We start from the raw sequence: 14,260 nt of genomic DNA on the forward strand, positions 1-14,260 counted from the left end.
CTACAACAAGCCCTGATCCGCACACACCTTCACCACCTGCTCACGAAACCAGGTATTGGCACTGTCCTGTTCACTGGTTTCATTCCACTGCATCTCCAGGGTGAACCCCGGCAAACCGTTCGGCGCTTCGCAATGGCCGAACACCGTGGACGGCGCCAGCAATTTTTGCACGCGGCGCGGCAGGGTGACGATGAAGTCGGTGCCGGTGATCATCTTCAAGGCTGCGCTGTAGCTGTTGGCACGGGCGATGACCTGGCGCTTGTGGGCCTGGCGTGCGAGCCAGCCGTCGATCATGTTGGTGTCGGAGGTCCACGGCGTGGGGAACACGTGGCGGCGCTCGACGAAGGACTGCAGGCTGAAGGCCGGCTCCCGTGGCGCCGAGCGTTTGTCGAATACGCACACCAAGTCGTCCTCCAGCAGCATTTGGGTGCGGAAGTCTTTGTGGGCGCGGTGGAAGTTGGGGCCGAAGCAGATCACCAGATCGAGGCGACCTTCGCGCAGGTCGTCGGCGGGGATGTCGGTTTCCAGCTTCTGCACATTGACGATCACCGGCAGGTCGGCGCGGTCGAAGTTTTTCAACAGGCGCGGCAGGATCAACTGTTCGAAATATTCCGGCGCACACACGTTGAAGGTCACGGCCTTCAGCGTCGGATCGAAGGCTTGGCTGCCGGCGTGGCACAGGTTGATGCTTTCGAGGATCTTCTGCACATGGCCGTACATGGTGGTGGCCTTGTACGTCGGGCGCATGCCGGCGCGCGTGTTGATAAACAGCTCGTCTTCAAAACTGGTGCGCAGCTTCTTCAGGCTGTAGCTCACGGTGGACTGGCTGACAAACAGCGTTTCAGACACCTCGGTAACGCTGCTCTGGTCATAGACGGCGATAAACACCATCAAGTCCTGCATATCGAGCTTTCTGAGCAAGTTACTGTTTAGCATCGGTTTCGTCCGTAAACCCTTTGTACCGAACTCAGTACAAGACAGCACAAAAGCTTAACGGAACGAGCGTGCCAATAGAATGCTCTGTAGGGCGTTTCTATGTTTGGCGTGAGACAAATACTGTTTGCAACACGACCTCAGCGGATATGTCGTGCGTAATGCTTTGGGTTGAAGCGCGTGACGATCAACAGCATCACCACGATCACTGCCGTGAGCGACCACCAGGCCCATTCGAAGCTGCCCAGTTGATCGCGGATCATCCCGGCGATCAGCGGCGACAGCCCGGCAATCAGGTAGCCGATGCCTTGCACAAACGCGGTGAGGCCACCGGCGCGGCGCGGGTTCTCCAGGTGGTCGAGGGACAGGATCAGGCTCATCGGGAACAGGCCGCCGATGCCCAGGCCGAGCAGGCAAGGCCACAGCAGGCTCAGGTGTTGCGGGCTGAGGATCAGGCCGCAGAAACCCAGGATGATCAGCACCAGCAACACCGCGACTACGCCGCGTTTATCCTGGCGACGGTTGGCGATAGCGGGGGTGATCAGGCCGGACACAACTTCCATCGCCGTCAGGAAACCCAGCAGCAAGCCGGCGTTCTGTTCACTCCAACCTTGCTCCACGTAATACGGCGCCAGCCAGGCGAGCACGCAGGTGTAGGACGCGGTACCGAGTCCGAAAAACACCGCGAGCAACCAGGCGCGACCGTTGCCGAAAAATGATTCTTGAGGGCCCGCAGCGGCTTGGGGCAGTGGCGGCAACACCGAGCGTTGCGCGTACCAAAACATCCAGGCCAGCAACGCCAGCACCGACCAGATCGCCAGGCCGATGCGCCAACTGCCGGTCTGCACCTGCACGAACGGTGCAAACGACGCCGCCAGCGCCGCGCCGCCCATGATCGCGGTGACGTACAGGCCCATGAACAGCGAGACATTGTCACTGAACCGCGACTTGATCAGTGCCGGCATCAATGCCTGGATCATCGCAATCCCCACACCGGCGGCGATGGCGCTGACAATCAACTCCAGTGCTGAATCGAGGAACAGCCTCGACAACGTCGCCACGCCAATCACCAGCAGCGACACCACGATGCTGCGGTGCTCGCCAAATCGCTTGGCCACGCCCATGCCAAAAAACATCGCCAAGCCCATGGCCATCACCGGCAACATGGTCGGTAACGCAGCGCTGCTGAAACTCAAGGGCACGTCGCCGCGAATCGAGGACAACAGTGGGCCGACAGCAGCCATCGACGGGCGTAGGTTGAGGGCGACCAGCACGACGCTGATCATCAGCCAGACGGCGGTGGTGGGTTTTGTTTGGACGGTTTCCATGGGACGGCCTTGAGTGAACAAGGGCGAATCAGGCCATGAGTGGAGGAGGGGGGCAAATGAGAAAGTCGCAGGGGCTATCTAAAAAATGCGGATGACTTTGTGGCGAGGGAGCAAGCTCCCTCGCCACAAAAGATCGTTATGGGCTAAAGGGACCGGATCACATGCTTGATCTCCTGAAACGCCGCCAACCCCCAAGGCCCCAACTCGCGGCCGAGGCTGCTCTGTTTGTAACCGCCCCACGCGGCTTGCGGGAAGATCACCTGCGGTGCGTTGATCCACACCAGCCCGGCCTGCAAGGCATTTGCCACGCGCTCGGCGGTTTCATGGCTGGCGCTGACCACACTCGCCACCAGGCCGAAATCGCTGTCGTTGGCCAGGGCAATGGCCTCGGCTTGCGAGGTGAAACGTCGTACACAGAGCACCGGGCCAAAGATCTCTTCGTTCCACAGCGCGCTGTCCAGCGGTACGTCGGTGAACACGGTCGGGCGGATGAAAAAACCCTTCGGCAGGTCCGCCGGGCGTTCACCGCCACACAGCAAGCGTGCGCCATCCGCAACGCCGCGCTGGATGTGCCCCAGCACGCGTTGATATTGCACGCGGTTGATCAACGCGCCCATTTCCACGTCATCGGCAAACGGGTCAGCCACGCGAATGCCTTCAGCCCGTGCCTGTACACGTTGCAGGAATTCATCCGCCAGGCTGTCGGCTACCAGCACGCGACTGGTGGCCGAACACATCTGCCCGGCGTTGAAAAACCCACCGCCACAGGCCAGTTCCACCGCCAGGTCCAGGTCGGCATCGGCCAACACCAGCAGGGAAGATTTGCCGCCCAGTTCCAGGCTCACACCCTTGATGGTTTCGGCGGCGCGCTGCATCACTTGCACGCCGACGGCGTTGCTGCCGGTGAAGGAAATCTTCGCCACGCGGCGATCCGTCGCCAGTGGCGCGCCCACTTCCAGGCCCGTGCCGCACACCAGGTTGAACACCCCAGCCGGCAAGCCGGCCTCGGCGATAATCCGCGCCAGTTGCAGTTCCGCCAACGGCGTGACTTCCGACGGCTTGAGCACCACGCAGCAACCGGCCGCCAGGGCGGGAGCGAGTTTCCAGGCGGTGGTCACCATCGGGAAATTCCACGGCACGATCAGCCCGACCACACCGCACGGCTCACGGCGCAGGCGTGCGCTGAAATCCGCGCTGGGCAATGCCACCGGGCTATCCTGGCTGGCATCCATCGCTTCGGCCACGCTGGCGTAATAGTCGAAGGTGGCGATCACATCGTCCACATCAATCGCGGCTTCAAACAGCGGTTTGCCGTTGTTGCTCGACTGCAGGTGCATCAGCTGTTCGCGCTGCTCACTGACGCCTTGGGCGATCTTGCGCAACAGCGCGGCGCGGTCGCGGCCGGTGCTTTTTGACCAGTCGATGAACGCGGCGCTGGCGGCGTCGACCGCCTGGGTGACCGTGCTCGCATCGCCGACGCTGACGTGGGCCAGGACGGCTTCAGTCGCAGGGTTGATCACCTCAAGCGAGGCCAGTCCGGCACGCCATGCCCCATTGATATACACACCGTTCAATACCGCGCTCATACCGCCACCGCCTTCATCCACAGCCCCTGTTCGATTTCAATCAGCGTCGGCCCCTGGCGATCAGCCGCTGCGCGTAGTGCCGCGCGCAGCGACTCAATCCCTTGGATGCTGTCGGCGGCGCAACCGAGTGCCTTGGCCACGCCGATAAAGTCCGGCGTGTAGATGTCCACGCCGACCGGCTCGATGGCGCGGTTGACCATGTATTTCTTGATCTCTTCATAGCCGTGGTTATTCCACAGCAACACGATCACCGGCGTGCGCGCTTCCACCGCGCTGGCCAGTTCCGGGAGGGTGAATTGCAGGCCGCCGTCGCCGATCAGGCACACCACCGGCTGCCCATCGCCACGCCCCAGCCAGGCGCCGATGGCGGCGGGCAGGGCGTAGCCCAAGGTGCCGTAGCCGGTGGACGAGTTGAACCAGCGGCGCGGGTGGTCGAGATTCAGGGTCAGGTTGCCGCTGTACACCGGTTGGGTGGAGTCGCCCACCAGTACGGCGTTGGGCAATTCTTCGAAGACGGTCTTGAGGAACAGGGTTTGCGCGCGGGTGGCGGCGTCCCAGCTGGGCGTCAGTTCCGCCCACAGGCGCGCTACGCGTTCAGCGCCCCACGCGCTGTTACGCGGTGGCAAGGGTTTGCTGCTCAGTTCGGTCAGCAAGGCCGCTGCGGCGATTTGTGCATCAGCCACCAAGGCCACTTGCGGCGGGTAGTTGCGCACGGTCTGGTCGGGGTCGATATCGATGCGCAGCAGCGCGCCGGGCATCTCGAAACCACCGGCGAAGGTCACGTCGTAGTCGGTTTCCGCCAGCTCGGTGCCGATGGCCAGCACCACGTCCGCTTCGGCCACCAGTGCGCGGGTGGCGACCAGGGTCTGAGTCGAGCCGATCAGCAGTGGGTGGCGGGCGGGCAGCATGCCTTTGGCGTTGATGGTCAGGGCCACCGGCGCGCCGAGGGCTTCGGCCAGTCGGGTCAGTTCCGGCGCCGCGTCGATGGCGCCGCCACCGGCCAGGATCAAGGGTTTCTTGGCGGCTGCGAGCAACTGGCTCATTTGCTTGACCGCCGACGGCGCGGCACCGGCACGGGCCACGCTGACCGGTTCACTGCCCAGCAGCGCATCGGCATTTTCCACCAGCACATCCAGCGGGATTTCGATGTGCACCGGGCGCGGCCGCCCGGCCTGGAACAACGCAAACGCCCGCGCCAACACGCCGGGCAACTCCGCCGCTGACATCAGGGTATGTGAGAACGCCGCCACGCCGGACATCATCGCGCCCTGGTTCGGCAGCTCATGCAGCTTGCCGCGCCCGCCGCCCAATTGGCTGCGCGACTGCACGCTGGAAATCACCAGCATCGGGATCGAGTCGGCATAAGCCTGGCCCATGGCGGTGGTGATATTGGTCATGCCGGGGCCGGTGATAATGAAGCACACGCCGGGTTTGCCGCTGGTGCGCGCGTAACCGTCGGCCATGAAGCCGGCGCCCTGCTCGTGGCGCGGGGTGACGTGACGGATGCTGGAACGGGCCAGGCCGCGGTACAACTCCACGGTGTGCACGCCGGGGATGCCAAACACCTGGTCCACGCCGTAGCCTTCCAGGAGGTTGACCAATACTTCGCCGCAGGTCGCCATATAGGTCGCTCTTATTGTTGAGGTAAGGCGTTATTGGACCGGCTGGCCTGTAGCGGCAACAATCGATAAAAAGTCATACTAGCCATGTCCTCACGTCATGGCTGCGCCCCGATGAAACGCCTCCCGCCACTGCCCGCGCTGCACACCTTCTGGGTCACGGCCCAGTGCTGCAACTTCACCCGCGCCGCCGAGCAACTGCACATCACCCAGGGCGCCGTGAGCCGGCAGATTGCCGGGCTGGAAAGTCATTTGGGTTATGCGCTGTTCCAGCGCCAGGCGCGTGGCTTGAGCCTGACCGAAGAAGGCCGCGAATGGTCACTGCGCGCACAGCAGGTGTTTGGCCTGCTCGGCGAAGCGGTGGAGCAGATCGGCAGTCGTCGTCAGGTCCTGCAGCTCAAGGCGTCCACCTGTGTGATGCGCTGGCTGCTGCCGCGCCTGATGCAATGGCAGAAGGAACGCCCGGACGTGCCAGTGGAACTCACCACCACCGTGGCCTACACCGTGGACTTTCGCCGCGAGCAATTCGACGCGGCGGTGATCTATGCGCCCATCGCCGAGCAATCGGCCGAGGCGCGACATCTGTTCGATGAACAGCTCACACCGGTCTGCGCGCCGGCACTGCTCACGGGCTTGAACACTCCGGCAGATTTGCAGCAACAGGTCTTGCTGCACCCCACGCGGGATGAACGGGATTGGGCGTTGTGGCTCAAGGCGGCGAAGACGCGATTGGGCAATCTGGGCCAGGGGCATCATTTTGAAACGCTGGATCTGGCGATGACGGTGGCGTCCCAGGGTTCCGGTGTGGCGATTGGCGACAGTGCGTTGATTGGCGAGGATTTGAAGGCGGGGCGGTTGGTGATGCCGTTTGAGCTGCGGGTGCCGACGGGGATGGGGTATTACTTGGTGTATCCGCCAGGCACCGAACCTTCGGCCGGTCTTAAAGCTCTGATGGATTGGTTGGTCATGAACGCCAAGTCCCCCCTGTAGGAGCCGGCAAGCCGGGCTCCTACAGAGAAGGGGCGTATCAGTAACCTACGGTGAAACGCTGGCGTGAGTGCTTCGGCGATTCAACTTCGTCGATCAACGCAATCGCATAGTCCGCAAAACTGATCCAACTGCGACCTTCACTGCTCACCAACAAGTCATCCTGGCCCACTCGGAATTGACCGGTGCGCTCGGTCTCGACGAACTCCGCCGACGGCGACAGGAACGTCCAGTCCAGTTCCTTCTCCTGGCGCAGTGCCTCAAGAAACGCCGCACCCGCCGTGGCTTCCGCTTTGTATTCCTCAGGGAAACCCACGCTGTCGATGACCCGCCCGCCACCCGGCAGCAGCAGCGAACCGGCGCCGCCCACCACCAGCAGACGTTTTACCCCGGCCTTTTTCACCGGCTCGATCACGGCGCTGGCGGGCAGGGTGGCGAAGTGCGCCGCACTGATCACCACGTCGCTGCCACTCACCGCCTGTTGCAGGGCGTTGGCGTCCAGGGCGTCGACTTGTTTGACGGTGACGCCAGGGCGCACGGCCAGCGTGTCGGTATTGCGTGCGATGGCGGTGACGGTGTGCCCGCGACGCAGCGCTTCTTCCAGCAATTGGCTACCGGCACGGCCGGTGGCCCCAATGATTGCAATCTTGCTCATGACGTTCTCCAGTACGTTAGGGTTTGAAACGGTTCACCACTTCATTTCGCCCTTGGCGACTTTGGCGCTCAGTTCCAGCGAGCTTTCGTCGGCGAGGGTGGGGTAACGCTTTTTCATGGCCGCGATCAGGGCGGCAGAATCCTTGGCCTTGGCGGTCTCGGCGTCGAAGGCCTTGATGTAGTCGGCGGTAAAGGCCACCGATTGCAGCGTCGGTGTGCCGAGGTAGTGGCCCGGGATCACGGTCTTTGGTTTCAGCTGTTGGATGCGTTGCAGTGTCGCCAGCCAGTCTTTATGGGACTTCGCGCTCTGGGTATCGGCCATCCACAGATGGATGTTTTCGGAGACAACCACGCCACCGACCACGGCCTTGATCGACGGGATCCACACAAAGCTGCGATCCGGCTGCGGGCCATCCAGGCCGATGACCTCCAGTGGCTGGCCTTCCAGGTTCAGGCGGTGACCTTCGAGGACCTGCGGCACGATGGTTTTAGACGGCTTGTCGGCGCCCATTTTCGGGCCCCAGAACTCCAGCTTGCCGGCGACGGTGGCCTTGATGTGGTCGACCACCGGTTGTGGCGCCAGCACCTTGGCGTCGGGGAAGGCGGCGGTGAGGGTGTCGAGGCCGAAGTAGTAGTCCGGGTCGCCATGGCTGATGTAGATGGTGGTGAGGTGCTTGCCGCTAGCGCGGATCTTTTGCACCAGTTGCTCGGCCTGGCCTTTGCCGAATTGGGCGTCCACCAGGATCGCGTCCTTGGCGCCGCTGACCAGCACCGAGCTGACCGGGAAGATCGCTGCCTCGCCAGGGTTGTACACATCCAGCTTCAGCTCGGCCGCGGCCGCATGGGCGGCGAACGCCAGGGCGGCGGTGGCGAGGGTCAGGCGCTTGAAGGTTGAGAACATCGGGCAGCTCCAGCATCGGTAAAGGATGCACAGAGCTTAGTTGCACAAAACCAGACTAAAAATGCGATGCTGGGACATAGTTTGTTTCTGAAAGCGGGCAGATCATGGATCGTCTTCAAGCAATGCGCGTGTTCGTCACGGTGGTGGACCTGGGCAGCCAGTCGGCCGCCGCCGATCATCTGGACCTGTCGCGGCCGGTGGTGTCGCGTTATTTGGCGGAGCTGGAAGACTGGGTCGGCGCCCGTTTGTTGCACCGCACCACGCGCAAGCTCAGCCTGACGGCAGCGGGCAGTGAAACCCTGCCACGCTGTCGGCAATTGCTGGAATTGTGTTGCGACATGCAAGCCGCCGTCAGCGAGCCCGATGAAGCGCCTCGTGGTTTGCTGCGTTTGAGCGTCAGCACCTCGTTCGGCCAGGCGCAATTGGCCCAGGCCATTGCCGAATACGTCAAGCGCTACCCGCTGGTGACGGTCGACCTGCAGATGCTCGATCGCACGGTGAACCTGGTGGATGAGCGCATTGACCTGGCTATCCGCACCAGCAACGACCTGGACCCCAACCTCATCGCCCGGCGCCTCACGGTGTGCCGCTCGGTGGTGTGTGCCTCGCCGGCCTACCTGCTGGAGCATCCAGCGCCGCAGAAGGTCGAAGACCTCGCCGGACATAATTGCCTCACCCATTCCTATTTCGGCAAAAGCCTGTGGCATTTCGAGGAGCGGGGCGAGCCTGTCTCGGTGCCGATCAACGGCAATATCACTTCCAACGAGGCCAGTACGTTGTTACGCGTGACGTTGGCCGGTGCCGGAGTGTCGATGTTGCCCACTTACCAGGCCGGCGATTACATCCGGCGCGGCGAACTGGTGCGCCTGCTGCCCGACGCCGAGCCACGGCAGATGAACATCTACGCGGTGTACGCCTCGCGCAAGCACATGCCGTCGGCGTTGCGCAGCCTGTTGGATTTCCTGGTGCTGAGGTTTCCGGAAGAGCCGGCGTGGGATGTCGGGCTCTAGGCTGGGATCAGCCGGTTGAATGTCGTCCGATAATGGCAACTTGGCCTGGTTGACCTATGCTTTAGACAGCACCCTGTAGATCCGCAGAGGTCTGTGCCATGAGCATTAAAACCAGAAAGTACCTGATGATTTTCAGCCTGTGCGCCATTGTCAGCGCACTTTACGGGACCGCCGCCTACCGCGTGGAGCAGACCCGTATGCAGCCGACCTTTGCGATCAGCTGCCATCAGGATCAATGCGTGCCCCGCACCGGCAGTTTCAGCGCGCTCAGATAGCCGATGGTTCGGCTTTCAACTGCTCGCGAAACGCCTTGGGTGAGAACCCGACCCGTCGGCGGAACAGCCGAGAGAAGTTGGTGGGGTCGGAAAAACCCAACACCTCCGACATCTCATTGATGGTCATGCTGGTGTACGTCAGCAGGCGTTTGGCTTCGAGCAATTGGCGGTCATGCATGATCTGCAACGCAGGTTGCCCACCCAATTCCCGACACGTCCCGTTCAGGTGTGAGACCGAGATCCCCAGCTTGTGGGCAAGATCCTCGATCTTGGGGTGTTCGCGGTAATGCTGCTCGACCAACTGGGTGAAGCGCCGGAAGTATTCACGCCCCCGTGGCGCCCGTGGGTGACGGCGCTGGATGGCTTGGCGGCTGATCCATACCAGCAACACGCTGACCAACGCGTGCATCATCATGTCCCGTGCCGGTTGTTCATCGGCGTATTCATCCTGCAAGCGGGCGAACTGGCTGTTCAGGTAATCACTGTCTTTGCCCGCCGGGTAACTGCCGAGCGTTTGTAAACCGTCCACGGTGGCGCCCAATTGTGCTTGCAGGTGGCTGACCAACGGCGCGGAAAGCGTCACTACGTAGCCTTCGACGTCCTCAGGAAAACGGAACCCGTGCACGCACAAGGGTGGCAGGACTTGCAGGGTTGCTTCGTTCAGGGTGGTGCGCTGGCCTTCGATTTCCAACTGTGCCTGGCCTTTGTGCACGTAGAGCAACTGGCACAGATCCGCGTGCCGGTGGGGTTGGATTTCCCACTGGTATTCCCGACTGCGCCGGGAAATGGTTTCGCAGTGCAACAAATCGGGGGTGGGCCATTGCTGGTGTTCCCCGTAAAGCTTGAAGACCGGAATTGCGGTTTTGGTCATGGTTTCAACCCGATACTCGGAAGAGTGGTGCGGTAATCGCCCCGATTGGCAAAAAGCGCAGGCTTTGGCGCAGTTTTCACCTTCTTATGCCGCTCACTCAAGTGAAAAATGTCAGCAACAAGACCAATGACAACTCTTTCACCCGATCCGTTCGAGTGGAACTTGCGGGCCATAAAAATAATGAAAACGCTGAAAACCCAAGTCGCCATTATCGGCGCCGGTCCTTCCGGACTGCTGCTTGGCCAACTGCTGCATCAGGCAGGGATCGAGACCCTTATTCTAGAGCGCCAGAGCGCCGATTACGTGCAAAGCCGCATCCGTGCCGGCGTGCTGGAACAAGGCATGGTCGACCTGCTGCGGCAGGCCGGCGTCAGCCAGCGTATGGACAACGAAGGCCTGGTGCATGACGGTTTCGAGTTGGCGTTGAACGGCCGGTTGACCCATATCGATCTCAAGGGCCTGACCGGCGGTCAATCGGTGATGATCTACGGCCAGACCGAAGTCACCCGCGACCTGATGGCCGCCCGTGCCGCCGCCGGTGCCACCACCCTGTATGAAGCGCGCAATGTGCAGCCCCACGCTCTCAAAAGTGATCGACCCTGGCTGACCTTTGAGCATCAGGGCCAAGCGTTCCGCCTGGAGTGCGATTACATCGCCGGTTGCGACGGTTATCACGGCATTGCGCGCCAATCGATCCCGGCTGAATCGCTCAAGGTCTTTGAACGTGTCTACCCGTTCGGCTGGCTGGGCATCCTCGCTGACACGCCGCCCGTTCACCCTGAGTTGGTCTACGCCAAGCACGCGAGGGGTTTTGCGCTGTGCAGCATGCGTTCGCCGACGCGCAGCCGGTATTACCTGCAGGTGCCGGTGGAGGAACCGATTGACGAATGGTCCGACGCCCGCTTCTGGGATGAACTGAAAACCCGCCTGCCCAGCCACCTCGCCGATCAGTTGGTGACCGGCCCTTCGATCGAAAAAAGCATCGCACCGCTGCGCAGTTTTGTAGTGGAACCGATGCAGTACGGGCGCCTGTTCCTGCTCGGCGACGCGGCGCATATCGTGCCGCCGACCGGAGCCAAGGGCTTGAACCTGGCGGCCAGTGATGTGAGTACGCTGTACCGGATTCTGCTCAAGGTCTACGGCGAAGGGCGCGTGGATCTTCTGGAGCGTTACTCCGCCATCTGCCTGCGGCGGGTGTGGAAGGCCGAGCGGTTTTCCTGGTGGATGACCTCAATGTTGCACCAGTTTCCCGAGGCCGACGGTTTCAGCCAGCGCATCGCCGAGAGTGAACTTGACTACTTCATCCACTCCGAGGCGGGGCGCAAGACCATCGCAGAAAATTACGTCGGACTTCCTTACGAAGCTATCGAATAGCCTGCTATCGTATCGAGCATTCCCGTGGGCCGCCTTTTCCCACGGGCCTTGCTCGAAGGTCTTGCCGTGACGCACCTCAATCAGCCTGCTCCGCCACTGCCCGCTGTGCGCAGTATTCTCGCCTCACTGATGATGGCGATCTTCTTGGGGGCGTTGGACCAGACCATTGTCGCCGTGTCCATGCCCGCTATTTCCGCCCAGTTCCACGACGTCAACCTGCTGGCCTGGGTCATCTCCGGCTACATGGTGGCGATGACCGTGGCGGTGCCGATCTACGGCAAGCTCGGCGACCTGTACGGGCGGCGGCCGATGATGCTGATCGGCATGGGTCTGTTCACCCTGGCCTCACTGTTCTGCGGCATGGCGCAAAGCATGGAGCAACTGGTGCTGGCGCGGATCCTCCAGGGCATCGGCGCCGGCGGCATGATTTCGGTGAGCCAGGCGATCATCGGCGACATCATCCCGCCCCGCGAACGCGGCCGCTACCAAGGCTATTTCAGCAGCATGTACGCGGTGGCCAGCGTGGCCGGGCCGGTGCTGGGCGGCTACATGACCGAATACCTCTCGTGGCGCTGGGTGTTCCTGATCAACCTGCCCTTGGGCGCCGGCGCCTGGTACGTGGCCCATCGCACGCTGGTGGGCCTGCCGGTGCCGCAGCGCAAGCCGATCATTGATTACCTTGGCACTGTGCTGATGATCATCGGCTTGACCGCCTTGCTGCTGGGCATTACCGAAATCGGCCAGGGCCATCACTGGCGTGACAATCAGGTGCTGGGCTTGCTGGTGTGTGCGCTGGTGGCGTTGACGGTGTTTGTCTGGCACGAGCGCCGGGCGCGAGAGCCGTTGTTGCCGATGCATTTGTTTGCCAACCGCAGCGCGGTGTTGTGCTGGTGCACGATCTTTTTCACTAGCTTCCAGGCGATTTCCCTGACGGTGCTGATGCCGCTGCGGTATCAGACGGTGACCGGTTCGGGTGCGGACAGCGCGGCGTTGCACCTGTTGCCGTTGGCCATGGGCTTGCCGATGGGGGCTTATTTTGCCGGGCGCATGACCTCGGTGACCGGGCGTTATAAACCGATGATCCTCAGCGGCGCATTGCTGAGCCCCTTCGCGATTCTCGGCATGGCCTTGAGCGCGCCCCAGGCGGTGGGGCTGACGGCCCTGTTTATGTTGTTGTGCGGGATCGCTGCGGGCATGCAATTCCCGACCTCCCTGGTGGGCACTCAGAATTCGGTGGAACAGCGCGATATCGGCGTCGCCACCAGCACCACCAACCTGTTCCGCTCCCTGGGCGGGGCGGTGGGGGTGGCGTGCATGTCGGCGCTGTTGCTGGCGCTGTTGCAGGATTCCAGCTTCGCCCACCTGGCCAGCGGCGCGCTGGTGGCCGAAGGCAGTTCCGGCAACGTGCTGCTCGACGGCCTCAATGCCGCCCCCGGCCCGGCGCAGGATGCCCTGCGCGGGGAGTTGGCGGTGACGTTCCGGCATTTGCTGATGGTCAGTGCGGCGGTGTCACTGCTGGGGCTGGCGGCGGCGATTGCGATGCCCAATCGGGTGCTGCGTGGCCGCGAAGACAAAGCAAAATAACTGACACCATGAAAAACCAAATGTGGGAGCAACTGTCTTTGAGGATTTATTTTAAAAATAATCCTTTCGGACATGGCTTCGCCAGTAATACCGCGTAGCGGTATTACTGGCGAAGCCCGCGCTTCAGTAAAGTGCCCCTCATTTGTCATCAGGCTGCGGGGACCTGAGATTTCTGCTCTCTCCAACCCGTGCCATCTCGCAGCATTGCGTTTAGACGAATCAAGAGCTTTCGCATGCATGCCACAACAGCGACCTTCGCAAGCTTGCCTCGCGCTCGCAGAGCCTCATATTCGGCTTTGACTTGCGGATCGTGCTGAACCATTGACCAGGTCGACATATAGGTTGCGCCACGCACCGTATAGCGCCCGCCCTCGATTGATCTAGGGCCGCTCTTCTTGCCGCTATCGTTGTTGTAGGGCGCTAACCCTGCCAAAGCCGCAATCTTGCGTCCCGACACGGTTCCAAGCTCAGGAAGAAATGCCAAGAGCGTTCCGCAGGTGATGGCTCCGATCCCTTTCACCGACCTCAGTCGTCTGGCTTTCTCCTGATCCAGCACGGTCGAGGCATCCTCAATCTCCTTACCCAATGACTTGATCTGGCCCTCCAGGTAAGCGATGTGATCGGTGTAAGTGGATATGGCTTTAGCGCATGTGGTTTGCTTCATCCGGCGCTTGTCGCTGTCCCGGCTCTTGACCAAGCTGCCTCGCAGCTTGAGCAATTCGCCCAGCTCATCCCGATCCTTATTCGGTTCAACATGCGGCAAGTCCTCGAAATCTCTCGCAAATTTCGCCAGCATCTGAGCATCGATCTTATCGGTTTTAGCTATCTTGCCCATTGCTCTCGCATAGTCGCGAGCGCGTTTTGGATTGACGCGAAAGACATTCAAACCCTCCAACCGCAAGGCTCTGAGCAATGCCCTTTCATAGCCGCCGGTGGCTTCAAGCAAGACCCTTCCCACCTCAAGCTCGTTCAGGCATGTGATCAGCCGAGTGAAGCCCTCAAGGTCATTACTGACCTGAAACTGCGTGTAATTCGCAGGAAGAAACCCCACATCCACAGTCGCTTTCGAAACATCGAGACCAACATAGTAGGAAATCATCGCCAAACCCTCTTACACTCAAGAAGTGAGAGCACTCTG

Annotated in this window: 13 protein-coding genes; 5 read left to right on the plus strand and 8 right to left on the minus strand. The window is 61.6% G+C overall.

The genetic code is table 11. The annotated features are described in order from the left end of the window. The 4 genes from OZ428_RS09150 to OZ428_RS09165 all read right to left on the minus strand — a co-directional run bounded on the left by OZ428_RS09150 (nucleotide 1) and on the right by OZ428_RS09165 (nucleotide 5,469). Nucleotides 1-936: a LysR family transcriptional regulator gene (locus OZ428_RS09150; protein WP_133074306.1), complete on the minus strand. Its 936-nt coding sequence runs from the start codon at nucleotides 934-936 to the stop codon at nucleotides 1-3. A gap of 137 nt (nucleotides 937-1,073) precedes the next feature. After that, nucleotides 1,074-2,261 (minus strand): cyanate transporter, encoded by a 1,188-nt coding sequence (locus tag OZ428_RS09155; RefSeq protein WP_269133165.1) that lies wholly within the window; start codon nucleotides 2,259-2,261, stop codon nucleotides 1,074-1,076. Nucleotides 2,262-2,404: 143 nt separating this feature from the next. Beyond that, a complete protein-coding gene (locus OZ428_RS09160; RefSeq protein WP_269133166.1) occupies nucleotides 2,405-3,847 on the minus strand; it encodes an aldehyde dehydrogenase family protein in 1,443 nt (480 codons plus the stop codon). Next, on the minus strand, nucleotides 3,844-5,469 hold the full coding sequence (locus tag OZ428_RS09165; RefSeq protein ID WP_269133167.1) for a 5-guanidino-2-oxopentanoate decarboxylase: 1,626 nt from the start codon (nucleotides 5,467-5,469) through the stop codon (nucleotides 3,844-3,846). Before OZ428_RS09165 ends, OZ428_RS09160 begins: the two co-directional genes overlap by 4 nt. 111 nt (nucleotides 5,470-5,580) lie before the next feature. Here OZ428_RS09165 and OZ428_RS09170 point away from each other — a divergent pair, with 111 nt between their 5' ends. After that, the gene (locus tag OZ428_RS09170) at nucleotides 5,581-6,456 is read left to right on the plus strand and encodes a LysR substrate-binding domain-containing protein (RefSeq protein WP_269133168.1); all 876 of its coding nucleotides are present in this window, start codon (nucleotides 5,581-5,583) and stop codon (nucleotides 6,454-6,456) included. 37 nt (nucleotides 6,457-6,493) lie between these two features. Here OZ428_RS09170 and OZ428_RS09175 read toward each other — a convergent pair whose 3' ends face one another. Next, a complete protein-coding gene (locus tag OZ428_RS09175) occupies nucleotides 6,494-7,108 on the minus strand; it encodes an NAD(P)-dependent oxidoreductase (protein ID WP_269133169.1) in 615 nt (204 codons plus the stop codon). A 33-nt stretch (nucleotides 7,109-7,141) separates the two neighbouring features. After that, a complete protein-coding gene (locus OZ428_RS09180; RefSeq protein ID WP_269133170.1) occupies nucleotides 7,142-8,008 on the minus strand; it encodes an MBL fold metallo-hydrolase in 867 nt (288 codons plus the stop codon). Nucleotides 8,009-8,112: 104 nt separating this feature from the next. On the opposite strand from OZ428_RS09180, the gene OZ428_RS09185 reads away from it, so the two are divergent. Both OZ428_RS09185 and OZ428_RS09190 read left to right on the plus strand, forming a co-directional pair. Further along, nucleotides 8,113-9,018, plus strand: a complete 906-nt coding sequence (locus OZ428_RS09185) for a LysR family transcriptional regulator (RefSeq protein ID WP_269133171.1) — start codon at nucleotides 8,113-8,115, stop codon at nucleotides 9,016-9,018. A gap of 98 nt (nucleotides 9,019-9,116) precedes the next feature. After that, nucleotides 9,117-9,293, plus strand: coding sequence for a hypothetical protein (locus OZ428_RS09190; RefSeq protein WP_269133172.1), 177 nt, complete (start codon nucleotides 9,117-9,119; stop codon nucleotides 9,291-9,293). On the opposite strand, the gene OZ428_RS09195 is transcribed toward OZ428_RS09190, so the two are convergent. Next, complete coding sequence (locus OZ428_RS09195) at nucleotides 9,286-10,164, minus strand: helix-turn-helix domain-containing protein (RefSeq protein ID WP_269133173.1); 879 nt, start codon at nucleotides 10,162-10,164, stop codon at nucleotides 9,286-9,288. The genes OZ428_RS09190 and OZ428_RS09195 overlap by 8 nt on opposite strands. A gap of 180 nt (nucleotides 10,165-10,344) precedes the next feature. On the opposite strand from OZ428_RS09195, the gene pobA reads away from it, so the two are divergent. After that, nucleotides 10,345-11,538, plus strand: a complete 1,194-nt coding sequence (gene pobA, locus OZ428_RS09200; RefSeq protein WP_269133174.1) for a 4-hydroxybenzoate 3-monooxygenase — start codon at nucleotides 10,345-10,347, stop codon at nucleotides 11,536-11,538. Nucleotides 11,539-11,604: 66 nt separating this feature from the next. Next, nucleotides 11,605-13,122 carry an MDR family MFS transporter gene (locus tag OZ428_RS09205; RefSeq protein WP_177110871.1) on the plus strand — a complete coding sequence of 506 codons (1,518 nt, stop codon included), beginning with the start codon at nucleotides 11,605-11,607 and terminating at the stop codon, nucleotides 13,120-13,122. A gap of 148 nt (nucleotides 13,123-13,270) precedes the next feature. On the opposite strand, the gene OZ428_RS09210 is transcribed toward OZ428_RS09205, so the two are convergent. Further along, nucleotides 13,271-14,221, minus strand: a complete 951-nt coding sequence (locus OZ428_RS09210) for a transposase (protein ID WP_269131116.1) — start codon at nucleotides 14,219-14,221, stop codon at nucleotides 13,271-13,273. Between the last annotated feature and the right edge of the window lie 39 nt (nucleotides 14,222-14,260).

The sequence above is a fragment of the Pseudomonas sp. GXZC genome (assembly GCF_026967615.1).
In the GTDB taxonomy this organism is placed as follows: domain Bacteria; phylum Pseudomonadota; class Gammaproteobacteria; order Pseudomonadales; family Pseudomonadaceae; genus Aquipseudomonas; species Aquipseudomonas azotoformans_A.